19 protein-coding genes and 1 riboswitch are annotated in these 25,505 nt (G+C 73.9%); of the genes, 12 read left to right on the top strand and 7 right to left on the bottom strand.

Features of this window, described 5'->3' with window-relative positions; genetic code table 11:
- The first annotated feature begins 79 nt into the window (after positions 1-79).
- Together ABD973_RS07425 and ABD973_RS07420 are read left to right on the top strand one after the other, a co-directional pair.
- Positions 80-622 (top strand): DUF485 domain-containing protein, encoded by a 543-nt coding sequence (locus tag ABD973_RS07425; protein ID WP_125601640.1) that lies wholly within the window; start codon positions 80-82, stop codon positions 620-622.
- Positions 619-2,211, top strand: a complete 1,593-nt coding sequence (locus ABD973_RS07420) for a solute symporter family protein (RefSeq protein WP_125601637.1) — start codon at positions 619-621, stop codon at positions 2,209-2,211. The genes ABD973_RS07425 and ABD973_RS07420 overlap by 4 nt, the downstream gene beginning before the upstream one ends.
- Before the next feature lie 15 nt (positions 2,212-2,226).
- On the opposite strand, the gene ABD973_RS07415 is transcribed toward ABD973_RS07420, so the two are convergent.
- From ABD973_RS07415 to ABD973_RS07405, 3 genes are all read right to left on the bottom strand, one after another.
- A complete protein-coding gene (locus tag ABD973_RS07415; RefSeq protein WP_386382202.1) occupies positions 2,227-2,883 on the bottom strand; it encodes a DUF7342 family protein in 657 nt (218 codons plus the stop codon).
- Positions 2,884-2,921: 38 nt separating this feature from the next.
- Complete coding sequence (locus ABD973_RS07410; RefSeq protein WP_345499346.1) at positions 2,922-4,538, bottom strand: ATP-binding protein; 1,617 nt, start codon at positions 4,536-4,538, stop codon at positions 2,922-2,924.
- Positions 4,539-5,031: 493 nt separating this feature from the next.
- Complete coding sequence (locus ABD973_RS07405) at positions 5,032-6,258, bottom strand: citrate synthase (RefSeq protein WP_345499344.1); 1,227 nt, start codon at positions 6,256-6,258, stop codon at positions 5,032-5,034.
- A gap of 55 nt (positions 6,259-6,313) precedes the next feature.
- Here ABD973_RS07405 and ABD973_RS07400 point away from each other — a divergent pair, with 55 nt between their 5' ends.
- Positions 6,314-7,480 carry a citrate synthase gene (locus ABD973_RS07400; RefSeq protein WP_345499342.1) on the top strand — a complete coding sequence of 389 codons (1,167 nt, stop codon included), beginning with the start codon at positions 6,314-6,316 and terminating at the stop codon, positions 7,478-7,480.
- Positions 7,481-7,494: 14 nt separating this feature from the next.
- The gene (locus tag ABD973_RS07395) at positions 7,495-8,622 is read left to right on the top strand and encodes a CobW family GTP-binding protein (RefSeq protein ID WP_345499340.1); all 1,128 of its coding nucleotides are present in this window, start codon (positions 7,495-7,497) and stop codon (positions 8,620-8,622) included.
- Here ABD973_RS07395 and ABD973_RS07390 read toward each other — a convergent pair.
- On the bottom strand, positions 8,619-10,772 hold the full coding sequence (locus tag ABD973_RS07390; protein WP_345499339.1) for a restriction endonuclease: 2,154 nt from the start codon (positions 10,770-10,772) through the stop codon (positions 8,619-8,621). The two genes, ABD973_RS07395 and ABD973_RS07390, sit on opposite strands and share 4 nt — an antisense overlap.
- Before the next feature lie 128 nt (positions 10,773-10,900).
- Positions 10,901-13,357: a DNA gyrase/topoisomerase IV subunit A gene (locus ABD973_RS07385; RefSeq protein ID WP_345499337.1), complete on the bottom strand. Its 2,457-nt coding sequence runs from the start codon at positions 13,355-13,357 to the stop codon at positions 10,901-10,903.
- A 227-nt stretch (positions 13,358-13,584) separates the two neighbouring features.
- On the opposite strand from ABD973_RS07385, the gene ABD973_RS07380 reads away from it, so the two are divergent.
- From ABD973_RS07380 to ABD973_RS07365, 4 genes are all read left to right on the top strand, one after another.
- Positions 13,585-14,937, top strand: a complete 1,353-nt coding sequence (locus ABD973_RS07380) for a M16 family metallopeptidase (RefSeq protein WP_164721085.1) — start codon at positions 13,585-13,587, stop codon at positions 14,935-14,937.
- Positions 14,938-14,957: 20 nt separating this feature from the next.
- The gene (locus tag ABD973_RS07375) at positions 14,958-16,325 is read left to right on the top strand and encodes a M16 family metallopeptidase (protein ID WP_125602931.1); all 1,368 of its coding nucleotides are present in this window, start codon (positions 14,958-14,960) and stop codon (positions 16,323-16,325) included.
- Between the two features lie 217 nt (positions 16,326-16,542).
- Positions 16,543-16,700: riboswitch (cyclic di-AMP (ydaO/yuaA leader) on the top strand.
- A gap of 12 nt (positions 16,701-16,712) precedes the next feature.
- Positions 16,713-17,516 carry a M23 family metallopeptidase gene (locus tag ABD973_RS07370; RefSeq protein WP_125822802.1) on the top strand — a complete coding sequence of 268 codons (804 nt, stop codon included), beginning with the start codon at positions 16,713-16,715 and terminating at the stop codon, positions 17,514-17,516.
- Positions 17,517-17,685: 169 nt separating this feature from the next.
- Positions 17,686-18,351 (top strand): GntR family transcriptional regulator, encoded by a 666-nt coding sequence (locus ABD973_RS07365; RefSeq protein ID WP_125822803.1) that lies wholly within the window; start codon positions 17,686-17,688, stop codon positions 18,349-18,351.
- Positions 18,352-18,559: 208 nt separating this feature from the next.
- On the opposite strand, the gene ABD973_RS07360 is transcribed toward ABD973_RS07365, so the two are convergent.
- Positions 18,560-18,841 carry an HPr family phosphocarrier protein gene (locus ABD973_RS07360; protein WP_007267025.1) on the bottom strand — a complete coding sequence of 94 codons (282 nt, stop codon included), beginning with the start codon at positions 18,839-18,841 and terminating at the stop codon, positions 18,560-18,562.
- 210 nt (positions 18,842-19,051) lie between these two features.
- Here ABD973_RS07360 and ABD973_RS07355 point away from each other — a divergent pair, with 210 nt between their 5' ends.
- From ABD973_RS07355 to ABD973_RS07340, 4 genes are read left to right on the top strand one after another with little or no spacing between them, the layout of a single operon-like run.
- Complete coding sequence (locus ABD973_RS07355; RefSeq protein ID WP_345499331.1) at positions 19,052-21,847, top strand: bifunctional acetate--CoA ligase family protein/GNAT family N-acetyltransferase; 2,796 nt, start codon at positions 19,052-19,054, stop codon at positions 21,845-21,847.
- A gap of 47 nt (positions 21,848-21,894) precedes the next feature.
- Positions 21,895-22,491, top strand: coding sequence for a DUF5998 family protein (locus ABD973_RS07350; protein ID WP_206436577.1), 597 nt, complete (start codon positions 21,895-21,897; stop codon positions 22,489-22,491).
- Positions 22,491-23,696, top strand: coding sequence for an alkaline phosphatase family protein (locus ABD973_RS07345; RefSeq protein ID WP_125822806.1), 1,206 nt, complete (start codon positions 22,491-22,493; stop codon positions 23,694-23,696). Before ABD973_RS07350 ends, ABD973_RS07345 begins: the two co-directional genes overlap by 1 nt.
- A gap of 56 nt (positions 23,697-23,752) precedes the next feature.
- Positions 23,753-24,403 (top strand): thymidine kinase, encoded by a 651-nt coding sequence (locus ABD973_RS07340; RefSeq protein WP_125822807.1) that lies wholly within the window; start codon positions 23,753-23,755, stop codon positions 24,401-24,403.
- Positions 24,404-24,408: 5 nt separating this feature from the next.
- On the opposite strand, the gene ABD973_RS07335 is transcribed toward ABD973_RS07340, so the two are convergent.
- The gene (locus ABD973_RS07335) at positions 24,409-25,218 is read right to left on the bottom strand and encodes a VOC family protein (protein WP_386382168.1); all 810 of its coding nucleotides are present in this window, start codon (positions 25,216-25,218) and stop codon (positions 24,409-24,411) included.
- Positions 25,219-25,505: the final 287 nt, after the last annotated feature.

The raw sequence follows: 25,505 nt of genomic DNA, 5'->3' as shown, positions 1-25,505 counted from the left end.
GTACATCAGTCCGGAAACCGACCAACCGGCACATCCTTGTGGGCACGCGGCCAATGCGGCGGCGGACAAGGAGAGTTCGGTGGACAAGCACGAAGGTCGTGATGCCGGAACGATCCGGCTGGACGACCCCTGGTACGACGCGCTGGCCGTCGGCTGGGGCGAGGGCGAGGACACGGTCCCGGCCCAGGCAGCCCCGGTCCCCGGAGGCCGGGCGGCGCCCGGCGCGTCCGAGATCTACCTCGAAGTGCAGCGCAGCGCCGCCTTCCAGGAGGTCCGCGGCCGCTACCGGGGGTTCGTCGTCCCCGCGACCGCCGGCTTCTTCCTCTGGTACGTCGCCTACGTGGTCGCCGCGACCGCGGCACCCGGGCTCATGGCCCGGCCCGTGGCCGGCGCGGTCAACGTGGCCCTGCTGGCCGGCCTCGGCCAGTTCCTCAGCACCTTCCTGCTGACCTGGGCGTACGCCAGGCACGCGCGGCTGCGCCGGGACCGGGCCGCGCTCGACCTGCGCTGGACGGTCTTCGAGCAGGAACGCGTGCAGGAGCGCGCACAGGACCGGGCGGCCGCGCGCGAGCAGGAGCGCGGCGGGCCGCGGACCAGGACGGTCCGGGGGGAGGGCGCGTGACCACCGAACACCAGACCCTCGCGCTGATCCTGTTCAGCGCCTTCATCGCGGTCACCCTCGGCATCACGACCTGGGTCAGCCGCAACCGGCACGGCTCGGCCGAGGAGTTCTACGCGGGCGGGCGGCTCTTCTCCCCGATGGAGAACGGTTTCGCCATCGCCGGCGACTACATGTCCGCCGCCTCCTTCCTGGGGATCTCCGGGCTGATCGCCCTCTTCGGCTACGATGGCCTGCTCTACTCCGTCGGCTTCCTCGTCGCCTGGCTGGTGGTCCTCTTCCTGGTCGCCGAACTGGTGCGCAACTGCGGCCGCTTCACCCTCGCCGACGTGGTGGCCGCCCGGATGAGCGAGCGGCCCGTCCGGATCGCCGCGGGAACCTCCTCGGTGGTCGTCTCCGTGCTCTACCTGGTGGCGCAGATGGTCGGGGCGGGCAGCCTGGTGGGCCTGCTGCTCTCGGACTCGGGCCCCGCCGCCCGGACCCTGACCGTGATCGGCGTCGGGGCACTGATGGTGGTCTACGTGACCTTCGGCGGGATGCGGGCCACCACCTGGATCCAGATCGTCAAGGCCGTGCTGCTGATGGGCGGGGCCGTCGCCCTGACCGTGCTCGTCCTGCTCCGCTTCCACGGGAACCTCGACCAGCTGCTCACCGGCGCCGCCGAACGCAGCGGGCACGGGGCCCGCTTCCTGAGCCCCGGCCTCAAGTACGGCGGCGGCTGGACCGCCCGGGTCGACTTCATGAGCCTCGGCCTCGCGCTGGTGCTGGGCACGGCGGGGCTGCCGCACATCCTGTCGCGCTTCTACACGGTGCCGACCGCGCGGGCCGCCCGCCGGTCGGTGGTGTGGGCGATCGCGCTGATCGGGGGCTTCTACCTGATGACCGTCGTCCTCGGCTTCGGGGCGGCCGCGCTGGTGGGCCCCGAGGAGGTGCGGGCCTCGAACGCCTCCGGGAACACGGCCGTACCGCTGCTGGCGGCGTTCCTGGGCGGGGGCGCCGAGTCGACCGGGGGCGCGGTGCTGTTCGCGGTCGTCGCCGCCATCGCCTTCGCGACCATCCTCGCGGTGGTCGCCGGGATCACCCTGGCCTCGTCGGCCTCCGTCGCGCACGATCTGTACGCCTCCCTCAAGCGCCGCCACGCCCGGCAGCGCAGCGAGGTGGCCGTGGCGCGGGTCGCCGCCGTCGGGATCGGGGCGGTGGCCATCGCCCTCGGACTGCTCGCGCAGGACCTGAACGTGGCCTTCCTGGTGGGGCTGGCCTTCGCCGTGGCCGCCTCGGCGAACCTGCCGGTGCTGCTGTACTCGCTGTTCTGGCGGGGCTTCACCACGCGGGGGGCGGTGTGGTCGGTGTACGGGGGGCTGGTCCCGGCGGTGCTGCTGGTGGTCCTCTCGCCCGTCGTCTCCGGGAGCCCGGAGTCCCTCTTCCCAGGCGTGGACTTCCAGTACTTCCCGCTCCAGAACCCGGGCATCGTCTCGATCCCGCTCGGCTTCCTCGCGGGCTGGCTGGGCACCATGACCTCCGCGGAGGAGGCGGACGAGCGCAAGTACGCCGAGACGGAGGTCCGGTCGCTGACCGGGGCCGGCGCGGTGTGAGGCGGTCCCCAGGCTCTACGGGGTGTCCGACGGGCGCCAGGTGTAGCGGTGTTCGGGGCGGCCGGTCTCGCCGTAGCGCAGGGCCAGGGTGACCCGGCCCGCCCGGTCCAGGAGCTTCAGGTAGCGCTGGGCGGTCTGCCGGCTGATGCCGGCGCGGTCGGCGATCTGCTGGGTGGACAGCGGGCCTTCGGCGGCGCGCAGGACCTGGCGGACCAGCTCCGCGGTGGTGGGGGAGTGCCCCTTGGGCAGCTCGTTCGGGGTGCCCGCCGCGGCGAGGGCGCCGAAGATCCGGTCGACCTCGGCCTGTTCGGCCTCGCCGCCGCCGGAGAGGGAGCGGCGCAGCGAGGCGTAGGCCTCCAGCTTGGCGCGCAGCCCGGCGAAGGTGAACGGCTTGACCAGGTACTGGAGGGCGCCGAGCCGCATGGCCGCCTGGACGGTGGCCAGGTCCCGGGCCGCCGTGACCATGATCACGTCGGTGTGGTGGCCGAGCTGGCGCAGGCGGCGCACCAGGGCGAGGCCGTTCTCGTCCGGGAGGTGGTGGTCGAGGAGGACCAGGTCCACCGGGCGGGCGGTGAGGAAGCCCAGGGCCTCGGCCGCCGAATGGACTTCGCCGCAGATCCGGAAACCGGGAACCTTCGCCACGTAGGCCGCGTTGATCCTGGCAACACGCATGTCGTCGTCGACGACCAATACGTGGATCGGGGTCTCGTTCACCGCAGGGCCTCCGGGAGCACGACGGAGAATTCCGCCCCTCCGTCCTCTGCCGACCCGGCCCGGGCGCTGCCGCCCTGCCGCTCCGCGAGGCGGCGTACGAGGGCCAGCCCCAGCCCGCGCTCGCGGTGGGCTTCGGGCTTCTTGGTCGACCAGCCCTCGGTGAAGATCTCCTCGTGCCGGCCGGCGGGGATCCCCGGGCCGCTGTCGCGCACCCGCAGCACGGCCGTGCGTCCCTGCCCGCGGATGTCGACCTCGACCAGGGGTGCGGCCGAGCCGGCCGCCGCGTCCAGGGCGTTGTCGACGAGGTTGCCGAGGATCGTGACGAGGCCACCCGGGTCCACCAGGCGGTCGGGGAGGAGGGCGTCCGGGGCGAGGCGCAGGGCGACGCCGCGCTCGGCGGCGACGGTCGCCTTGCCCACGAGGAGGGCCGCGAGCAGGGGATCGTGGACCTTTTCGGTGACCTGTTCGGCGGTGGTGCGGTGGACTCCGACGACCTCGTTGACGAAGTCGACGGCTTCCTCGTGCAGGCCCAGTTCGAGCAGGCCGAGGAGGGTGTGGAGGCGGTTGGCGTGTTCGTGGTCCTGGGCGCGCAGGGCGTCGATCAGGCCTTTGGTGGAGTCCAGTTCGCGGCCCAGGCGTTCCACCTCGGTGCGGTCGCGCAGGGTGGCGACGGCCCCGCCGTCGGCGGTCGGCATCCGGTTGGCGACCAGGACGCGGGGGCCCTGGACGGTGAGCAGGTCCCGGCCGGTGACCCGGCCGGTCAGGACGTCGCTGGTGCGGCCCGCGCCAAGGACCTCGTCCAGGGGCCGGCCGGCGAGGACGGCGGCGCTGTCCGGGGGCAGGCCCAGCAGCCGGGCGGCCTCGTCGTTGACGAGGCGCACCCGGTCGTCGGGGTCGAGGGCGATCACGCCCTCGCGGATGGAGTGGAGCATGGCCTCGCGCTCCGCGAGGAGCCCCGCGATGTCGGAGAAGGCCAGGTCGCGGGTCTGCCGCTGGATCCGGCGGGAGAGCAGGTAGGCGGCCAGCGCACCGGCCGCCAGGGCGCCGCCGGCGTAGGCGAGCAGTCCGGGGATGGCGCCGAGCAGCCGGTCGCGGACGCTGTCGTAGGCGATGCCGACCGAGACGGCGCCGACGACCTCCCCGTCGGCGGCGACCAGGGGGACCTTGCCGCGGGCGGAGCGGCCGAGGGTGCCCTCGTCGATCTCCATCACCTCGTGGCCGGCGAGGGCGTCACTGGGGTCGGTGGAGACGGGCCGTCCGATCCGGTCGGGGCTGGGGTGGGAGCGGCGGATGCCGTGGAGGTCGAGGACCACCACGTACTCGGCGCCCGTCGCCCTGCGGATCCGCTCGGCCGCGGACTGGACGGGGCTGTCGGCGGTCGGCTGCGACCGCAGGAGGTCGGCGGCCAGGGACGGGTCCGCGGCCGTGCTCTGCGCGATGGCCAGGGCCCGCCGCATCGCCTGGTCGTCCAGCTGGCCGCTGAGGGGGGCCAGGAAGAGCCCGGTCGCCAGCACGGCGACGCCGGCCGCGATGGCCAGCTGGGTCAGCAGGATCTGCGAGACGGCCCGTCGGGGCAGCCCGAGGCGCCGAGCGCCCGTGGGGAGGAACCGCATGACTAGCACCGTAGGTCGGCGGGGGCGTAAGCGGAATTTCCCCCGTCTATGAGAAGCCCCACCCGGAGGTGGCCGCCCGAGCCCGTGGCCGCCCGAGCCCGTGGCCGCCGGGGCCCGTGGCCGCCGGGGCCTGTGGCCGCCGGGGCTCATGGCTGCCGGGGCTCATGGCCGTCTGGGACCAGGGCCGCCTGGGCTCATGGCCGTCTGGGACCAGGGCCGCCTGGGCTCATGCCGCCTGGGCTCATGCCGCCTGGGTCCAGGGCCGCCCGGGGCTCATGGCCGCCGGGGCTCATGGCTGCCCGGGACCGGGGCCGCCTTGGTCCAGGACCGCCTGGGCCTGTGGGCCGCCCGGGCCTCATGGCCGCCTGGGTCCAGGGCCGCCTGGGCTCACGGCCGCCCGGGCCTGTGGTGGCCTGGGCTCATGGCCGTCTGGGACAAGGGCCGCCTGGGCCGTGGCCCGGCGGGCTGTGCCGTCGGGGGTGGGGGCCGGTGGTCAGGGCAGGGGGCGGGGTGGGCGGGGGCCGGTGTAGTGGCCGCTGGGGCGCATGCGCAGGGGGCGCTCCTGGTACTCCTCCAGCGCGTGCGCGATCCAGCCCGCCGTCCGGGCGACGGCGAAGACCGTCTCGCCGGCCTCGGCGGTCATCCCGCAGGACACCGTCAGCACGGCCAGCGCCAGGTCGACGTTGGGGTGCAGGCCGTGCCGGGCCATCACCGCCGCGACGTCCCGTGCCGCGCCGAGCGCCGACGCGGCCCCCGGGAGCCCCTCCAGGTGGTCGAACAGGGCCCGCGCCCTCGGGTCCTCGCCCTGGTACAGGCGGTGGCCGAACCCGGGCACCCGGCGCCCCGCGCGCAGGTGCTCCGCCACCACGGGCGCGGCCCCGCCCCGCTCCAGCACCTCCGCCAGCATCCCGTGCGCGAGCCGCCCGGCCGCCCCGTGCAAGGGGCCCTCCAGGGCGCCGAGCCCGGCCGAGACGACCGCGTACGGGTGGGCCCGCGCCGAGGCGGCCACCCGCACCGCGAGGGTGGAGGCGGCCAGGTCGTGGTCGACCAGCAGGGCCAGCGCCAGGTCCAGGGCGTCGACGGCCACCGGGTCCGGCTCGTGTCCGGTCAGCCGGGGCCACAGCGCCCGGGCGAGCCGTTCACCGTCCTCGGGGGCCCGGGCCGCCTCCGCTCCCGGCAGGGCGCCGACCAGCGTCGGGATCAGGCAGCGCGCGGAGCCGAGTACCGCTTCCTCGGACAGGTCGAAGCGCAGCGGGTCCACCACCGCCGCGGCGGCGACCGCGACCCGGAGCCGGTCCAGGGGCCCGCTGTGCTCGGGCAGGGCGGCCACCGCCCGCCGGGCGGCGGCGAGCGCCTCCGGGGGAGCGGTGAACCGGGCCCCGTGCGGCAGGGCCCCGGTCCAGAGCCACTCGGCGACCTCCTCGTACGGGTACCGCGAGGCCAGCTCGACGGCGTCGACACCGCGGAAGAAGTACCGGTCGGCCTCGATGAGGGTGAGCGCGGTGCGTACGGAGAGCTCCCCGGCGGGCGCGGCGGCCTCCCGCCGGCTGCGCCTGGCCAGGGCCTCCACCTCCCGCGCGTCGAAGGTGCTGCCCCGGCCGACCGCGTCGCGGCGGCTGCCCAGCTGGCCCCGGCTGACGTACGCGTACACGGTCGCGGGCTTCACCCCGAGGACCTGCGCGGCCTCCCGGGTGGTGAGCCGCCTCTGGTCTTCGCTCATGATGCACACCCTACATATGTTGAGCGGATCAATATTGACATCGATCAGATCAAGGATGGATGGTCAATCCATGAACACCACCGTCGAAGTACCCCGCGGTCTCGCGGGAGTCGTGGTCACCGAGACCCAGCTCGGTGACGTCCGGGGCCGCGAGGGCTTCTACCACTACCGCCAGTACTCGGCCGTCGAGCTCGCCGCCGACCGCACCTTCGAGGACGTCTGGCACCTGATGTTCCGCGGCGCGCTCCCCGCGGACGCCGCGGAGCGTGCCGCCTTCGCCGCCGAGACCGCCCGGCTGCGGCACCTGCCCGACCAGGTCCGCGAGGCGCTCCCCGCCCTCGCCGCCGCCACCGCCCTCTCCGGCCCCCTCGCCGGACTGCGCACCGCGCTCTCGCTGCTCGGCGCCTGCTCCGGCTTCCGCCCGGTGTACGACCTCGCCCCCGAGCGCCGGGCCGCCGACGCGCTCGCCGCCTGCGCCGCCGTACCCACCCTGCTCACGGCCCTGCACCGGCTCGGGCAGGGCCTGGAGCCGGTCGCGCCGCGCGACGACCTGCCGTACGCCGCCAACTACCTGTGGATGCTCACCGGTGAGGAGCCCGACCCGGTCAAGGCCCGCGCCGTCGAGCGGTACCTGATCTCCACCGTCGACCACGGCTTCAACGCCTCCACCTTCACCGCCCGCGTCATCGCCTCCACCGGCGCCGACGTCGCCGCCTGCCTCACCGGGGCGATCGGCGCGCTCTCCGGCCCGCTGCACGGCGGTGCGCCCAGCCGGGCCCTGGACACCCTGGACGCCATCGGCACGGTGGAGCGCATCGGGCCGTGGATCCGGGAGCGGGTCCTGGCCGGGGACCGGATCATGGGCTTCGGGCACCCCGTCTACCGCACCGAGGACCCGCGTTCGCGGATGCTGCGCGACATCGCCCGGCAGTTCGGCGGGCCGCTCGTGGACTTCGCCGTCGAGGTCGAACGGCAGGTGGAGGAGATCCTCGCCGAGCTGAAGCCGGGCCGGGAGCTGCACACCAACGTGGAGTTCTACGCGGGCGTGGTCATGGAGCTGTGCGGGCTGCCGCGCGAGATGTTCACCCCGACCTTCTGCGCGGCCCGGGTGGTGGGCTGGAGCGCGAACGTCCTGGAACAGGCCGCCGACTCGAAGATCATCCGCCCGGCCGCGCGCTACACCGGCCCCACCCCGCCGCAGCCGGTGCCCGCCGCGGGCTGACTACGATCGTCCGGGTGAACAGCGTCCAGCCCATTCCCGTCGTGGTCCTCGCCGGATTCCTCGGCTCCGGCAAGACCACGCTCCTCAACCACCTGCTCGGCAACCGGGGCGGCACCCGGATCGGGGTCGTCGTCAACGACTTCGGCTCGATCGAGATCGACGCGATGTCGGTGGCCGGACAGGTCGGCGACTCGATGGTCTCCCTCGGCGGGGGCTGCCTGTGCTGCGCCGTCGACGGCAGCGAGCTGGACGCGTACCTGGACAAGCTCGCCGCCCCCGTCCACCGGATCGACGTGATCGTCATCGAGGCCAGCGGGCTCGCCGAGCCCCAGGAGATGGTCAGGATGCTGATCGCCAACGAGAACCCGGCGATCCGCTACGGCGGCCTGGTGCAGGTCGTCGACGCGGCTGAGTTCGACCGGACGCGGGCAGCGCACCCGGAGACCGACCGCCACCTGTCCGTCGCCGACCTGGTGGTCCTCAACAAGACCGACCGGGTGGACCCCGCCGAACGCGCGCGCATCGAGGGGGAGATCGCCGCGCTCTGCGCCCCCGGGACGCCCCTGGTCGGCGCCGACCACGGGCGGATCGACCCGGAACTGCTCTTCGACCGCCGCCCCTGGACCGAGACGCGGGGGCAGCTGTCCTTCGAGGACCTGCTCGCGGAGGCCGCCGACGACACCGGGCGCGACGGCCACGCGGACCACGCCCACGCCCGCTACGAGAGCGTCGAGTTCACCTCCGACCAGGCCCTGTCCCCGCGCCGCTTCATCGAGTTCCTCGACCGGCGCCCGGCCGGCCTCTACCGGATCAAGGGGTTCGTCTGGTTCGGCGTGCCCGGCCACCGGGAACGGTACGAGGTCCACGCGGTCGGCCGCTTCCTGCGCTTCGCCCCCGGCCCCTGGGGGCGGGGGGAGCGCCGCCGCACGCAGCTCGTCCTGATCGGCTCCGGCACCGACGGGCCGGCCCTGCTGCGCGAGCTGGACGCCTGCCGGGAGGAGTCCCCCGAACAGGCCCCGCCCGAGAGCATGTGGGGCGTCCTGCGCTACGTCGCGCCGGCCGACCGCGGGGACGACCCCGCGGCGCAGGACGACACCCCGCCGGAAGGCGACCCCGCGCCGGAGGGCGACACCCCGGCCTAGGCCACCTCGACGCCGAAGTCGCCCAGCAGGGCCTCCAGGCCGCCCCGGTAGCCCTTGCCGCCGAGGACGAACTTCCAGTCGCCGCCCGGGCGGCGGCGGAAGGAGCCCAGTACCAGGGCCGTCTCGCCCGCCCGGCCGTCGGAGACCTCCAGCTGGTCGATCTCCGCGCCCGACGCGTCCAGCAGCCGGATGCGGGCGTCGGTGAAGCCCGCCAGATCGGCGTCCGGGTTCACCTCCGGGTCCACCGCGGCGACCAGCACCAGTCGGTCGGCGTGCTGCGGCAGGTCGTCGAAGCCGACCTCGACGGCCGCCTTGTCCGGGGCGGAGTACGGACGCGAGCGCACCGAACCGTCCGGGGTGCTCGGGTTGTTGAAGAAGACGAAGTGGTCCTCGCTCAGCACCCGGCCGCCCTCGCAGACCAGCGCGCACACGTCCAGCGCGACCCCGCCCGACCAGGTCATGCCCAGCACGTTGCGGTCGGCGGGCCCGGGAGCCACCTCGACCAGGGTCGGCGTCCCGGCCGGGCCGCCCGCCGGGACCGCGGCCGGGCCGCTGGCCGTGCCCGCCGCGGCCCCGGAAGTCCGCTGGGCCGGCACGGAGCCGCCGCCCAGACGCCCCCGCAGCCCGTACCGGTGCAGCAGCTCCACCAGCTCGGCCCCGGGAACCAACTCCAGCGGCTTGCCGTTGGCAAAGGTGTACGACCCGGGCCCGAAGGACGCGGTGGTGACCAGCACCCCCTTGTTCGCCCCCTTGTCCTGGACCGTGCCGTACAGGTCCCGGACCGCCGTCGGCGGCACGGTGTTGCGGTAGCGCTTGACCTGCACGACGATCCGCCCGCCCCGGATCGGCGCCGGGTCCACGGCCTCGACGTCCACGCCGCCGTCACCGGACCGCTGCGTGGTCACCGCCTCCATGCCCATCGCCCGGAAGAGCTCCGCGACCAGGTTCTCGAAGGCGATCGGGTCCATCTGGAAGAGGTCGGGCTCGTCCTCGCCGCCCGCGGCGTGCCCGCCGTGGCTGACGACGTCCCCGCCGACCTCGCCCGGCCGGCGGCCCGCCCGGACGGCCGTCAGCTGGTCCGGGCGCGCCGACAACTGCCCCCGCAGCCCCTCGACCAGGCAGTCCACCGCGCTCACCTGCTCCAGTCGCAGCCCGGAGAAGGCGTCGCGCGCCGCCTGCACCGTCGCCAGCACGAGCTGCGCCTCGCGGCCCGTCACCGGATCGTGGTCGTCCACGAACCCGTTGACGACCACCGAGTCCAGGGCGCCGAACTCGTCCGCCGCGTACAGCTCGCGCAGCACCAGCAGCAGGCACTGGGCGAGCAGGTCCCGGTACAGCGCCCGGCGCTGCGTGGCCGGTCGCGCCGTCTCCCGGTCCTGGTCCGTGCTCGGCACGTACCGCACGGCCTTCACCTCCGGCACCACCTCGTACCGGGGCAGCTCCCAGTCCAGGACGAGCTGGCGCGCCGCCGGGTCGTACGCCGCCGACACCTGCCGGGGCAGCTCCCCGGGCCAGGCCGTGGAGGCGTACAGGGCTGCCGAGAAGTACTCCACCACCGCGTCGGGTTCTGCGGCGCGCAGGGAGGCGGCCAGATCGGTGAGGCCGCTGTTGTGCCGGCGGACACCGGCGAGCTGCTCCGCCGCCCACTGGTCGTACTGCTGCCGGTACGCCGCCAGCTGCCGCAGCCGCTCCTGCTCGGCGGCGTGCGCGGCCTGCCAGGCGCGGGTGTACCGGTCGTGGGCCTCCCGCTCCGCCCGGCCGCGCGAGCCCAGGGCCCAGCCGCCGCCGTGCTGGTGGAACTGGGCCAGCTGCGGCATGGGCACCGGATGCCCGAGGCCGCCGGGGTCGAAGGGCTGGACCTGCTCGGACCGCACCAGGGAGGCCATCCGGAAGGCGGGAGCCCGGCAGCCCGAGGCCAGCAGCCCCTGCAGGGCCGCCACCTGCGCCTCCAGCTGCTCGGTACGGCGCCGTGCCTCCGCCTCGCGGTGCTGCTTGTACGCGGCCTGCTGCTCGCGCCGGTCCCGGGCGGCCTCACGCTCGTACGCCCGCTGCCGGCGCTCCGCCTCGCGCGTCTGGATCAGCTGCGTCTGCTGCTGCTGTCGCTGGGCCTCGGCCCACACACCGATCATCCCGCTGGACCGACGGCTCATCAGCTCTGCTCTCCCCCCACCCGCGTGTACCGGGAAAACAGTAGTGGGCGGGCGGGGCCGGTGACCCGGGGAACGCCTCCGTCCACCCGGTCCACCCGCCCCGACCGCCCCGACCGCCCCTCACACGGCTACAGCGCGGCCCCCGCCAGCGACTCGACGTCGGCCGGCAGCGCGGCGCCCGAGCCGTCGCGGCGCGGGTCCGGGGCCGGCAGTTCGGCCGGGGAGCCGTTCTTCGCGGCCGCGCGGACCGGGGCGTTGCCCGCCCAGGCCAGCGTCAGCAGGTCCTCGCCCTTCAGGAACCGCTGGCAGCGCACGCCGCCGGTGGCCCGGCCCTTGCGCGGGTACTGGTCGAACGGGGTCAGCTTGCCGGAGCGCACCGAGTCGTCCAGCGTGCCGTGGGAGCCCGCCACCGTGAACACCAGGGCGTCCCGGGCCGGGTCCACCGCCGAGAAGTGGATCACCTTGGCGTTCTCGGAGAGCTTGATGCCCGCCATACCGCCCGCCGGGCGGCCCTGGGGGCGCACCTGGCCCGCCGGGTAGCGCAGCAGCTGGGCGTCGTCGGTGATGAAGACCAGGTCCTCCTCGCCCGTGCGCAGCTCGACCGCGCCGACGATCCGGTCGCCCTCCTTGAGGGTGATGACCTCCAGCTCTTCCTTGTTCGCCGGGTAGTCGGGCACGACCCGCTTGACCACGCCCTGCTCGGTGCCCAGGGCCAGGCCCTGCGAGGACTCGTCCAGGGAGAGCAGGCAGACCACCGTCTCGTCGGCCTCCAGCCCGGAGAGGAACTCCGAGACCGGGGCGCCGCCCGCCAGGTTCGGCGCCGCCGCCGTGTCCGGCAGCTGCGGCAGGTCGATCACCGCGAGCCGCAGCAGACGGCCGTACGAGGTGACGACGCCGATGTCGGCCCGGGCGGTCGCCGCGACCTGCGAGACGACCACGTCGTGCTTCGCGCGGGCGCCGCCCTCCTCGACGGGGAGCGGGTCGGCGTTCGCGGTACGGGCCAGCAGGCCCGTGGAGGACAGCAGCACCCGGCACGGGTCGTCGGCGACCTCCAGGGGGACGGCCGCCACCGAGGTGCCCGCCGACTCCAGCAGCACGGTGCGCCGCTCGGTGCCGAACTTCTTCGCCACCGAGGCCAGTTCCGCGGATACCAGCTTGCGCAGCGCCGAGTCCGACTCCAGGATCCCGGTCAGCTCGTCGATCTCGCCGGTCAGCCGGTCGCGCTCGGACTCCAGCTCGATCCGGTCGAAGCGGGTGAGGCGGCGCAGCGGGGTGTCCAGGATGTACTGCGTCTGGACGTCGCTCAGCGAGAAGCGCTCCATCAGGCGCTCCTTGGCCTGCGCGGAGTTGTCGCTGTCGCGGATGATCCGGATGACCTCGTCGATGTCGAGCAGGGCCACGAGCAGGCCCTCGACCAGGTGCAGCCGGTCGCGGCGCTTGCCCCGGCGGAACTCGCTGCGCCGGCGCACGACCTCGAAGCGGTGGTCGAGGTAGACCTCCAGCAGCTCCTTGAGGCCCATCGTCAGCGGCTGCCCGTCGACCAGCGCGACGTTGTTGATGCCGAAGGACTCCTCCATCGGCGTCAGCTTGTACAGCTGCTCCAGGACGGCCTCGGGGTGGAAGCCGTTCTTGATCTCGATGACCAGGCGCAGGCCGTGCGAGCGGTCCGTGAGGTCCTTGACGTCGGCGATGCCCTGGAGCTTCTTCGAGCCGACGAGGTCCTTGATCTTCGCGATGACCTTCTCGGGACCCACCGTGAAGGGCAGTTCGGTGACGACCAGGCCCTTGCGGCGCGGGGTCACGTCCTCCACGGCCACGGTCGCGCGGATCTTGAAGGTGCCCCGGCCGCTCTCGTAGGCGTCCTTGATCCCGGACAGGCCCACGATCCGGCCGCCGGTCGGCAGGTCCGGACCCGGCACGAAGCGCATCAGCGCCTCCAGGTCCGCCTCCGGGTACCGGATCAGGTGGCGGGCGGCCGCGATGACCTCGCCCAGGTTGTGCGGGGGCATGTTGGTGGCCATGCCGACCGCGATGCCGGAGGCGCCGTTGACGAGGAGGTTCGGGTAGGCCGCCGGCAGGGCGACGGGCTCGCGCTCCTGGCCGTCGTAGTTGGCGGCGAAGTCGACGGTGTCCTCGTCGATCGACTCCGTCATCAGCGACGTGGCGTCGGCCATCTTGCACTCGGTGTAGCGCATCGCGGCCGGCGGGTCGTCGTTGCCGAGCGAGCCGAAGTTGCCGTGGCCGTCGACCAGCGGGAGCCGCATCGAGAAGGGCTGGGCCATGCGCACGAGGGCGTCGTAGATCGACTGGTCGCCGTGCGGGTGGAGCTTGCCCATGACCTCGCCGACGACGCGGGCGCACTTGACGTAGCCCCGGTCGGGCCGCAGGCCCATCTCGTTCATCTGGTAGACGATGCGCCGGTGCACCGGCTTCAGGCCGTCGCGGGCGTCGGGCAGGGCGCGGGAGTAGATCACCGAGTACGCGTACTCGAGGAAGGAGCCCTGCATTTCGTCGACGACGTCGATGTCGAGGATCTTCTCCTCGAAATCCTCCGGCGGCGGGGTCTTCGTGCTGCGGCGGGCCATCGCTGCGCGGCTCCTTAACCAAGGTTCGGGGGGTACTGGGGGGATCTGGCGTGTTTGACGCGGACCATTGTGGCCCGAGGCACCGACAACGCGGACTCCGACCCCGGGGGTCCCCCGTACGGAGTCGGGGGGAGTGACCCGGGAACTTGTCCGGCCGTCGGTGCGCTTGCATACAGTGGCAGGTCTGACAGAAATCTCTGCATCGCGATCGAAGGGACCACATGCCCATGGGTCACACGGCCACAGCTCAGGCCGGCTCCGGCGGCCTGACAGCGACCGAGCACCGGCTGGCCAACGGCCTGCGCGTGGTGCTGTCCGAGGACCACCTCACTCCGGTCGCCGCCGTCTGCCTCTGGTACGACGTCGGCTCGCGCCACGAAGTCAAGGGGCGGACCGGTCTGGCTCACCTCTTCGAGCACCTGATGTTCCAGGGTTCGGCGAGCGTACCGGGCAACGGGCACTTCGAGCTCGTCCAGGGCGCCGGTGGCTCGCTGAACGGCACCACCAGCTTCGAGCGCACCAACTACTTCGAGACCATGCCGGCCCACCAGCTGGAGCTCGCCCTGTGGCTGGAGGCGGACCGCATGGGCTCGCTGCTGGCCGCCCTGGACGACGAGTCCATGGAGAACCAGCGCGACGTGGTCAAGAACGAGCGCCGCCAGCGGTACGACAACGTCCCCTACGGCACCGCGTTCGAGAAGCTGACCGCCCTCGCCTACCCGGAGGGCCACCCGTACCACCACACCCCGATCGGCTCGATGGCCGACCTGGACGCGGCGTCCCTGGAGGACGCGCGCGACTTCTTCCGTACGTACTACGCGCCCAACAACGCCGTGCTGTCGGTCGTCGGCGACATCGACCCGGAGCGGACCCTCGCCTGGATCGAGAAGTACTTCGGCACCATCCCGGCGCACGACGGCAAGCAGCCGCCGCGCGACGGCTCGCTCCCGGAGACCATGGGCGGGCAGCTGCGCGAGGAGATCGTCGAGGAGGTCCCGGCGCGTGCGCTGATGGCCGCCTACCGCCTGCCGCACGACGGCACCCGCGAGTGCGACGCCGCCGACGTGGCGCTGACCGTGCTGGGCGGCGGTGAGTCCTCGCGCCTGCACAACCGCCTGGTACGCCGTGACCAGACGGCCGTGGCGGCCGGGTTCGGCATGCTGCGCCTGGCCGGCGCGCCCTCGCTGGGCTGGCTGGACGTCAAGACCTCCAGCGGCGTCGAGGTGCCCGCCATCGAGGCGGCCGTCGACGAGGAGCTCGCGCGGTTCGCCGCCGAGGGCCCGACGGCCGAGGAGATGGAGCGCGCGCAGGCGCAGCTGGAGCGCGAGTGGCTGGACCGGCTCGGCACCGTGGCCGGCCGCGCCGACGAACTGTGCCGCTTCGCGGTGCTGTTCGGCGACCCCCAGCTCGCCCTGACCGCCGTCCAGCGGGTGCTGGACGTCACCGCCGAGGAGGTGCAGGCCGTGGCCGCGGCCAGGCTGCGCCCCGACAACCGCGCGGTGCTGGTCTACGAGCCGCTGGCCGGCGCCGAGGCCCACGAGACCGAGCAGCACGACGAGAACGAGGGGGCGGAGCAGTGAGCGACACCGCAGCCGTCACGATGACCTTCCACCCGCGGCCGCAGGCCGGCGAGGCGAAGCCGTGGGCCTTCCCGGCCCCGGAGCGCTCCACGCTGTCCAACGGCCTGACCCTGCTGCGCTGCCACCGCCCCGGCCAGCAGGTGGTGGCGGTCGAGGTCAACCTCGCGGCCCCGCTGGACGCCGAGCCCGAGGGCCTCGACGGGGTGGCCACCATCATGGCCCGTGCCCTGTCGGAGGGCACCGACAAGCACTCCGCCGAGGAGTTCGCCGCCGAGCTGGAGCGCTGCGGCGCCACCCTCGACGCCCACGCCGACCACCCCGGCCTGCGGGTCTCCCTGGAGGTCCCGGCCTCCCGGCTGCCCAAGGCGCTCGCCCTGCTCGCCGAGGCCCTGAGCGCGCCCGCCTTCGCCGACAGCGAGGTCGACCGCCTGGTGCGCAACCGGCTCGACGAGATCCCGCACGAGCTGGCCAACCCGCAGCGCCGCGCCGCCAAGGAGCTCTCCAAGGAGCTGTTCCCGGCCGCGCTGCGGATGTCCCGCCCGCGCCAGGGAACCGAGGACACGGTCGCGCGGATCGACTCCGGTGCCGTACGCGCCTTCTACGAGGCCCACGTACGCCCCTCCACCGCCACCGCGGTGGTCGTCGGCGACCTGACCGGCATCGACCTGGACGCCCTGCTGGCGGACACCCTGGGCGCCTGGACCGGCGACACCGCCCCGGCCCGCCCGGTGCAGCCGGTGACGGCCGACGACACGGGCCGCGTGGTCATCGTGGACCGGCCCGGCGCCGTCCAGACGCAGCTGCTGATCGGCCGGATCGGCCCGGACCGGCACGACATCGTCTGGGCCCCGCAGGTCCTCGGCACCTACTGCCTCGGCGGCACCCTCACCTCCCGCCTGGACAAGGTGCTGCGCGAGGAGAAGGGCTACACCTACGGCGTGCGCGCCTTCGGGCAGGTGCTGCGCTCGACCGCCGACGGCAAGGGCGCCTCGATGCTCGCCATCAGCGGTTCGGTGGACACCCCCAACACGGGTCCGGCGCTGGAGGACCTGTGGAAGGTGCTGCGGACCCTCGCGGAGGGCGGCCTGACCGACGCCGAGCGGGACGTGGCGGTGCAGAACCTGGTGGGCGTGGCCCCGCTGAAGTTCGAGACGGCCGCCTCCGTCGCCGGCACGCTCGCCGACCAGGTGGAGCAGGAGCTGCCGGACGACTACCAGGCGCGGCTGTACGCGCGGCTGGCCGAAACCGGTACGGCGGAGGCCACTTCGGCCGTGGTGAACGCCTTCCCGGTGGACCGTCTGGTCACCATCCTGGTGGGCGACGCCGCGCAGATCGAGGAGCCCGTCCTGGCCCTCGGGATCGGTGAGGTCACCGTCGTCTCCAACTGAGCGGCGGGGGGCCCGAGACGGGCCGGGCTCCGGCCCGTTTCCAGGGGGGCTCCGGCGGAACATCCGCCGGAGCCCCCTTTGTCCGTTTGGTGGCGTGGTTGCAGGTATGCGGTGTGGCGTACGCAACAAAACCGCTCGTCTGTTTGGCGATTGACTGATGATCCGCCTAGCGTCGGCCGTGCTGTTCGTCAGTTGTAACCGCCGCACCCGCGGCACCGGACAGCGATCGCCGAGTCCCCGTCAGGCGCGAGCCTGGGGAGCCGGGGACCCACATGTCCCTGGGGTGAATCGGACCCCCTCGCCAGAGGAGGCCCGTAGGAGACCTTCCTGCTCCGAACCCGTCAGCTAACCCGGTAGGCGAGAGGGAAGGAAAGGATCACCCCCTTCATGGCGTTTGGCAGTCGTGCCGCCGGTTCTGGTAAGCACCGTGGTTCCAGCCGTCTGAGCCGCAAGACCGCCGGCTTCGCCGGCGTCGCCGCCCTCGCCACCACGGGCGTGGTCGGCACCCTGGCCGCTCCGGCCTTCGCGGCGGACCACAGCAGCTCCCCGTCCATGGAGGACACCGGTCAGAACGCGATCGTCGTCGCCGACGGTCTGCAGGACGACATCGAGGTCCAGGCCGCCACCCAGCAGAGCGCCGCCGAGGCCGTCGCCGCGCAGGCGCAGGCCGAGGCCGAGGCGAAGACGCGGGCCTCCGAGGCCAAGCGCGCCGCCGAGGCCAAGGAGAAGGCCGAGCGCGAGGCCGCCGAGAAGGCCGCCCAGGAAGAGGCCCGCAAGCGCCTCAACACCTTCGTCGCCCCGGTGGACGGCTCCTACGTCAGCACCCAGTACGGCGCGGGCGGCGGCATGTGGTCCTCCGGCAGCCACACGGGCATCGACTTCCACGCCGACGAGGGCAGCATCGTCCACGCCGTGGGCGCGGGCACCGTCGTCGAGGCCGGCTGGGGCGGCGCGTACGGCAACAACGTCGTCATCCGCCACAACGACGGCACCTACACCCAGTACGGGCACCTGATGTCGCTGAGCGTCTCCGCCGGCCAGACGGTCACCCCGGGCCAGCAGATCGGCCTGTCGGGCTCCACGGGCAACTCCAGCGGCCCGCACCTGCACTTCGAGGCCCGCACCGGCGCCACGTACGGCACGGACATCAACCCGCTGACGTACCTGCGCAACCACGGCGTCGGCGTCTGACCCGCACGCACGCAGCACGCTTCACCGAGGAAGGCCCCGGCTCACCGAGCCGGGGCCTTCCTCGCATTTCCGGCCCTCTTTCCGCACCCGCTCGTAAACCCGCCGCGTATTGCAATAGAGTCGCGGCACGGCCACGATAAACCGAAACGAAACCAGCGGAGGTCCGGCCTTGCGTATTCCGGCGCACGCGGTGTGCACAGCGATTCGCGACGACATCGTCTCCGGTTTCTTCGGTCCGGGCGGCCGGCTGACCGAGGAGGTGCTCGCCCGCCGCTACGGGGTCTCGCGCGTCCCGGTCCGCGAGGCGCTGCGGACCCTGGAGTCCGAGGGCTTCGTCACCACGCGGCGGCACGCGGGCGCCTGTGTGGCCGAGCCGACCGCGCAGGAGGCCGCCGACCTCCTGGAGCTGCGGATGCTGTTGGAGCCGCTCGCGGCCTCCCGGGCCGCCCGGCGGCGCACCGACGGCCACCTCAAGGTGCTGCGGGGGCTGGTCAGGCTGGGCCGGGAGCGGGCCGGCCGGGGCCGGGGGGAGGACCTGCGCTCCCTGGGGAGCTGGTTCCACGAGACGCTGGCCCAGGCCTCCGCGAGCCCGGGTCTGATCGCCCTGCTGACCCAGACCCGGCACAAGATCGCCTGGATGTACGTGGTCGAGACCCCCGCGCAGCCCGTGGAGTGCTGGGCCGAGCACGCCGCGATCGTGGACGCCGTCGCGCGCGGTGACGCGGAGCGGGCCAGGGCCCTGACCGCGCTGCACGCGCAGAGGTCGGCCGGGGCGCACCGGCCGAGGGTGAGGAATCCGCAACCTGCCGTAAACACGGCGGGCTCTCCGCATTAACAATTCCCGTATACAACGGAGGGGTATTCCCGCCCGTCCGTTCTTTCCGCCCGCCGGGACTGCCGGGGAATTGCCGTCGATTTTTGCGCCGCCGCTGCCGCCGGGTCCCGTCGCGTCGAATTCGCGGATCACCCGAACGGGAAAGCACGGAAGCCGCGGTCCCCCGGGTGTGGGGAGCGCGGCTTCCGGTGTACCGGACCCGAAGGGGTCAGACGGTCTCGGGGAGCTCCTCGAGACCCTCGGCGACCAGCTTCGCGAGGCGGTCGAGCGCGGCGTCCGCGCCCTCGGCGTCGGAAGCCAGGACGATCTCCTCGCCGCCCTGGGCGCCCAGGCCCAGGACCGCCAGCATCGACGCGGCGTTGACGGGGTCGCCGCCGGCCTTCGCGATGGTCACCGGAACTCCGGAGGCGGTCGTCGCCCGGACGAAGATCGAGGCGGGACGAGCGTGCAGGCCCTCGGCCCAGCCGACGTTGACGCGGCGCTCTGCCATGGTGATGCCCTTCAGGTTCTACGGGTTGTCTAGACCAGTCTCTCACGCCGTCCGGAATGCTCGGACCGACCTTCGGCCCGCATCCACCGCCGTTCGACCCTCCCCAGCTTGCACTGGTTCGCCACGGTGTGCCGCATTCGCCGCGCGCTCGCCGGGCGGGCCGCCCACCGCACCCGCACACCCGGCCGGACCGCCCCTTAAGGTGGCCCCATGACCACCGCGTCGGACCCCTCCTACCCGGCCCACTGGGAAGCGGACGTCGTGCTGCGCGACGGCGGCACCGCCCGGATCCGCCCCATCACCACCGAGGACGCGGGCCGCCTGGTCAGCTTCTACGAACAGGTCTCGGACGAGTCGAAGTACTACCGCTTCTTCGCGCCCTACCCCCGCCTCTCGGACCGCGACGTCCGCCGCTTCACCCACCACGACTACGTCGACCGGGTCGGCCTCGCCGCGACCATCGGCGGCGAGTTCATCGGCACGGTCCGCTTCGACCGCATCGGCCCCGACGGCCGGCCCGCCTCCGCCCCCGCCGACGAGGCCGAGGTCGCCTTCCTCGTCCAGGACGCCCACCAGGGCCGCGGGGTCGCCTCCGCCCTCCTGGAGCACATCGGCGCGGTGGCCCGCGAACGGGGGATCCGCAGGTTCGCGGCCGAGGTGCTGCCCGCCAACACCAGGATGATCAAGGTGTTCACGGACGTCGGCTACCAGCAGAAGCGCAGCTTCGAGGACGGCTCCGTCCACCTCACCCTCGACCTCGAACCCACCGCCGAGTCCCTCGCCGTCCAGCGCGCCCGCGAACAGCGCGCCGAGGCCCGCTCCGTCCAGCGCCTCCTCGCCCCCGGCTCCGTCGCGGTGATCGGCGCCAGCCGCTCCGGTGCCGGCGTGGGCGCCACCGCCCTGCGCAACCTGCGCGACGGCGGTTTCCGCGGACACCTCTACGCCGTCAACGAGGCCCGCGCCCCCGGCATGGAGGGCGACCTCCTCGAAGGCGTACGGGCCTACCGCGCCCTCGCCGACGTCGGCGCCCCCGTCGACCTCGCCGTGATCGCCGTCCCCGCGGACCGGGTCCCCGACGCCGTGGCCGCCTGCGGCGAGCACGGAGTGCAGGGCCTGGTGGTGCTGTCCGCCGGATACGGCGAGAGCGGCCCGGCCGGACTCGCCCGCCAGCGCGAACTGGTGCGGCAGGTCCGCTCGTACGGGATGCGGCTCATCGGGCCCAACGCCTTCGGGGTGATCAACACCGCCCCGGAGGTGGAGCTGAACGCCTGCCTCGCCCCGGCCCCCGCCTCCGCGCGCGGCCCGATCGGCCTGTTCACCCAGTCCGGGGCCATCGGCATCGCCCTGCTGTCCGCCCTGCTGCGGCGCGGCGAGGGACTGTCGTCCTTCGTCTCCGCCGGGAACCGGGCCGACGTCTCGGGCAACGACATCCTCCAGTACTGGTACGAGGACGAGGCCACCGACGTCGCCCTCATGTACCTGGAAACCCTCGGCAACCCGCGCAAGTTCACCCGCCTCGCCCGCCGCACCGCCGCCGTCAAGCCCGTCGTCGTCGCCCTCGGCGGCCGCCATACCCCCGCCGGACACGTCGTCCCCGGCACCCGGCTCCCCGAGGCCACCGTCTCCGAGCTGCTCCGCCAGGCCGGCGTCATCCGCGTCGACACCGTCACCGAGCTGGTCGACGTCGGCCTGCTGCTGGCCGGGCAGCCGCTGCCGGCCGGCCCCAGGGTGGCCATCCTCGGCAACTCCGAGTCCCTCGGCGTCCTCACCTACGACGCCTGCCTGACCGAGGGACTGCGCCCACTGCCCCCGCTGGACCTGACGACCGCCGCCGGCCCGGCCGACTTCCGCGCCGCCCTCCGCGCGGCGCTCGCCTCCGGGGACTGCGACGCCGTCGTCGTCACCGCCATCCCCTCCGTGAGCGACCGCCGGCTCGCCGACGACCTCGCGCAGGCGCTGCGGGAGGCCGTCGCCGAGGTCCCGGGCAAGCCCGTCGCCGTGGTCCACGTGGAACTCGGCGACCTCGTCGAAGCCCTGGCCGCCGCGGCCGGCGACACGCCCGCCGCCTCGCCCCCGCCGCCCGCCGAGGTGCCCGGCGGCGGCGCCCACGGTGGCACCCACGGCATCGAGGGTGCCGGCCGGATCCCCGCCTACCCCGCGGCCGAGCGCGCCGTGAAGGCCGTCGCCGAGGCCGTGCGGTACGCCCGGTGGCGCCGGGACAACGCCGAGACCGGCCAGGTCCCCGAGTACGAGGACATCGACGAGGCGGGCGCCGCCGCCCACCTCGCCACCCTGCTGACGGGCGTCGAGGAGGGCGCCGCGCCGACCCTGGACGAGGCCGACGCCCGCGGGCTGCTGGCCCGCTACGGGATCCGGGTGCTGCCCACCCTCCCCGCCCCCGGCCCGGACGCCGCCGTGCGCGCGGCCCGGGTCCTGGGCTACCCGGTCGCCCTCAAGACCACCGCCCCGCACCTGCGCCACCGCGCGGACCTGGGCGGCGTACGCCTCGACCTCACGAGCGAGGCCGAGCTCAGACGTTCGTACGAGGAGCTCACCGAGGCCCTCGGCAAGCCGGCCGAGCTGCAGCCCGTGGTGCAGTCGATGGCCCCGCGCGGAGTGGACACCGTCGTCCGCGCCACCGTCGACCCCGCCGCCGGAGCCGTCCTCTCCTTCGGCCTCGCCGGCGTCCCCTCCGAGCTGCTCGGCGACACCGCCCACGGCCTTGTCCCCGCCACCGACCGGGACACCGCCGCCCTGATCCGCTCCATCCGCGCCGCCCCCCTGCTCTTCGGCTGGCGCGGCAGCGACCCCGTCGACACCCCCGCCCTGGAGGAGCTGCTGCTGCGGCTGTCCCGGCTGCTGGACGACCACCCGGAAGTGACCGGGGTCTCGCTGGAGCCGGTCGTCGTCGCCACCGAGGGCCTCTCCGTGCTCAGCGCCACCGTCCGCGTGGCACACCCGCCCGCCCGGACCGACCTCGGCCCGCGCACGCTGCCGAGCTACTGAGCGCACGGCAGGCAGGGGGAGCCCGTACGGGCCTTAGGATGGACCTCATGGCGAAATCCGGTACGACGACCCAGGGGCTGCGCGCGGCCATCGAGCGCAGCGGCTACTACCCGGCCCTCGTGGCCGAGGCGGTGGAGGCCGCCGTGGGCGGCGAGCCGATCTCGTCGTACCTGGTCCACCAGGAGACCACCTTCGACTCCAACGAGGTACGCCGGCACGTCACCGTGCTGGTCCTGACCGGCAACCGGTTCATCGTCAGCCACACCGACGAGCAGGCCGCCGACGCGGGGTCGCCGTCCCCGTACGCGACCACCTCCACCGAGTCGGTCAAGCTCTCCAGCATCTCCTCCGTCGTGCTCAGCCGCGTCGTGGCCAACCCGGAGTCCTACACGCCCGGCCAGCTGCCCCGCGAGGTCGTCCTGACCATCGGCTGGGGCGCGGTCTCGCGCATCGACCTGGAGCCCGCCGCCTGCGGCGACCCCAACTGCGACTCCGACCACGGCTACACCGGCAACTCCACCGCCGACGACCTCAGCCTGCGCGTCAGCGAGGCCGGCGACGGCCCCGAGACGGTCCGCCAGGCGCTGCTCTTCGCGCAGGCACTCAGCGAGGCGACGGCGGCGACCTCCGGCCCCGCCCGCTGATGTCGTACTCCGTACCGTCGAACTGGCAGGACGAGCCGGAACCGCTCGACCTCGCGGGCGCCCCCGTTCCCCAGTACGGCTCCGGCTCCCTCGCCGACCTGCTGCCGACCCTCGCGGCCGGCCAGGGCGTACCCGGTCTCGCCGCGGGGATCGCCGAGCTGGCGCCGGCCGACCGGAACTGCGTGTTCCTGGTCGACGGCATGGGCTGGGAGCAGATCAAGGCCCACCCGGACGAGGCCCCGTTCCTCACCTCCCTCCTCGCGAGCTCGCGCGGCGGCACCGGCCGGCCGATCACCTCCGGCTTCCCCGCGACCACCGCCACCTCCCTGGCCTCCGTCGGCACCGGCCTGCCCCCCGCCCGGCACGGCCTGCCCGGCTACGCCGTGCGCAACCCGGCCTCCGGCGAGCTGATGAACCAGCTCCGCTGGCACCCGTGGACCCCGCCGAAGGCCTGGCAGCCGTACCCGACGGTGTTCCAGCTCGCCGACGCGGCCGGGGTGCACACCGCGCAGGTGTCCGCGCCGAACTTCCAGAGCACCCCGCTCACCAAGATCGCGCTCAGCGGCGGCACCTTCCACGGCCGGATGACCGGCGAGGAACGGATGGACCTCGCGGCGATCCAGCTCGCGGCCGGCGAGCGCTCGCTCGTGTACACGTACTTCAGCGAGCTCGACGGCGCCGGCCACCGGCACGGCGTGGACTCCGACGCCTGGCGCGGCCAGCTGATGTACGTCGACCGGCTCGTGCAGCGCCTCGCGGAGCAGCTGCCGCCGCGCGCCGCCCTGTACGTCACCTCCGACCACGGCATGGTGGACGTGCCCTTCGACGAGGACTCCCGGATCGACTTCGACGAGGACTGGGAGCTGGGCGCGGGCGTGGCCCTGCTGGGCGGCGAGGGACGGGCCCGGCACGTCTACGCGGTACCGGGCGCCGAGGCCGACGTACTGACCGTCTGGCGCGAGGTGCTCGGCGACCGCTTCTGGGTCGCGAGCCGCGAAGAGGCCCTGGCACTGGGCTGGTTCGGGACGCCGGGGGAGTGCGACGAGCGGGTCCTCGGGCGGATCGGCGACGTGATCGCCGCGGCCCAGGCCGACGTCGCGATCACCGCCTCCCGCAACGAGCCCAACGAGTCGGCGCTCACCGGGATGCACGGCTCCATGACCGCGGCCGAGCAGCTGGTCCCGCTGCTCGAAATCCGCACCTGACCGCCCCGCTCCTGCCCGCCACCCTCCACCCCGACCTGAAAGGTCCCGTACTTCCCATGCCCGAGCTGGTGTTCTTCTCCGGAACGATGGACTGCGGAAAGAGCACGCTGGCTCTGCAAATCACGCACAACCGCTCCGCGCGGGGGCTGGTGGGCGTGATCTTCACCCGCCAGGACCGGGCGGGCGAGGGCAAGCTCTCCTCGCGCCTGGGCCTGGTGACGGACGCCGTCGAGGTCACCGACGTCATGGACGTCTACGCGTACCTGGTGGGGGAGCTCTCGGCGGGCGGCAAGGCGGACTACGTGATCGTCGACGAGGCCCAGTTCCTCGCGCCCGAGCAGATCGACCAGCTGGCGCGCGTCGTGGACGACCTCCACATGGACGTCTTCGCCTTCGGCATCACCACCGACTTCCGCACCAAGCTCTTCCCCGGCTCGCAGCGCCTCATCGAGCTGGCCGACCGGATCGAGCAGCTCCAGGTCGAGGCCCTGTGCTGGTGCGGCGCCCGCGCCACGCACAACGCCCGTACGGTGGGCGGGCAGATGGTGGTCGAGGGCGCGCAGGTGGTGGTCGGCGATGTGAACCGCCCGGCGGAGGAGATCGGCTACGAGGTCCTCTGCCGCCGTCACCACCGCCGCCTGATGACCTCGGCGTCCGCCCACGCCGGCTCCCTCTCCCCGGACGTCCTCCCGGTCAACAACGTCTGAGCCGTTCAGAAGAGGCCCGGGGCGGTGGGGCCGACGATGCTGAACGTGGCGCCGTCGGGGTCGCGCAGGGTGCGTTCGTGGGGGAAGGCCGCGGAGTCCGCCGCGGGGACGGTGGTGCCGCCGAGGGCGGTGGCGGCCTCGATCGCGGCGTCGAGGTCGGGGACCCGGAAGTGGGCGCGCCAGCGGGGCCTCAGGTGCGGGTCGGGGGCCTCCGCGAGGGTTCCGCCGTGCAGGCGGGCCACCGTCCGGCCCGCGCGGCGGAGCAGGATGCGGTCGTCCTCCTCCACGTAGGCGACCTCGCAGCAGCCGGTGTGGTCGCAGGCCCACTCCAGGACCTCGCCGTAGAAGATGGCGGCGTCGAAGGCGTTGCGGGTGTGCAGCTCCAGCCAGGCCGGCGCCGCGTCGCCGCCCATGCCCCAGTCCGGGATGGCCTCGCCCTGCCAGATGCCGAAGACCGCCCCGTCCCGGTCGGCGGCGAGCGCGGCCCGGCCGGTGCCGAAGGACAGGGGGCCGACGGCGACGGTTCCGCTGCGCTCGCGGATGCGTGCCGCGGTGACGTCGGCGTCGTCCACCGCGAAGTACGGGGTCCAGGTGACGGGGATGCTGAGCGTCGGGGGCAGCGCGCCGATACCGGCCACGGGGACCCCCGAGGCGAAGCCGACGGCGAAGGCCTCGCCGAGGTGGGCGGGGCCGAATTCCCAGCCGAGGACCGCGCTGTAGAACTCCTTCGACGCGTCGAGGTCGCGGGCCATGAGGCTGACCCAGCAGGGCGCGCCGAACGTTTCGTGACTCGATGTCGACACGGTGTACCCCATCCGCCGGTGCGCCCCCGGAAGCCCTTCCACAGTACTCGTGGGCGTCCCCGGGGCGGTGCGTAGCCGCGTGGGCGCGGGCCGTCAGGTGCGGGAACGCCCGGCCCATCCTCGTACCGGCGCCGGGGCACCCGGCGGTGACACGCCGCGTTCGGTGCGGCGGGCCCGCGATGGCCGCGAGGGCGGCGACGCGCCGCCGGTGGCCGGCCAGGCCCTCCCCGGTCAGGAGCACGACCGACAGGCGCACGGCCGAGGAGAGCAGCGGGGCCGGCGAGGCCGCGGCCGCCGTG

Source organism: Streptomyces racemochromogenes, assembly GCF_039535215.1.
In the GTDB taxonomy this organism is placed as follows: Bacteria; Actinomycetota; Actinomycetes; order Streptomycetales; family Streptomycetaceae; genus Streptomyces; species Streptomyces racemochromogenes.
Note: the sequence above shows the minus strand (reverse complement) of the source record. Positions and strands in the feature narration are given on the sequence as shown.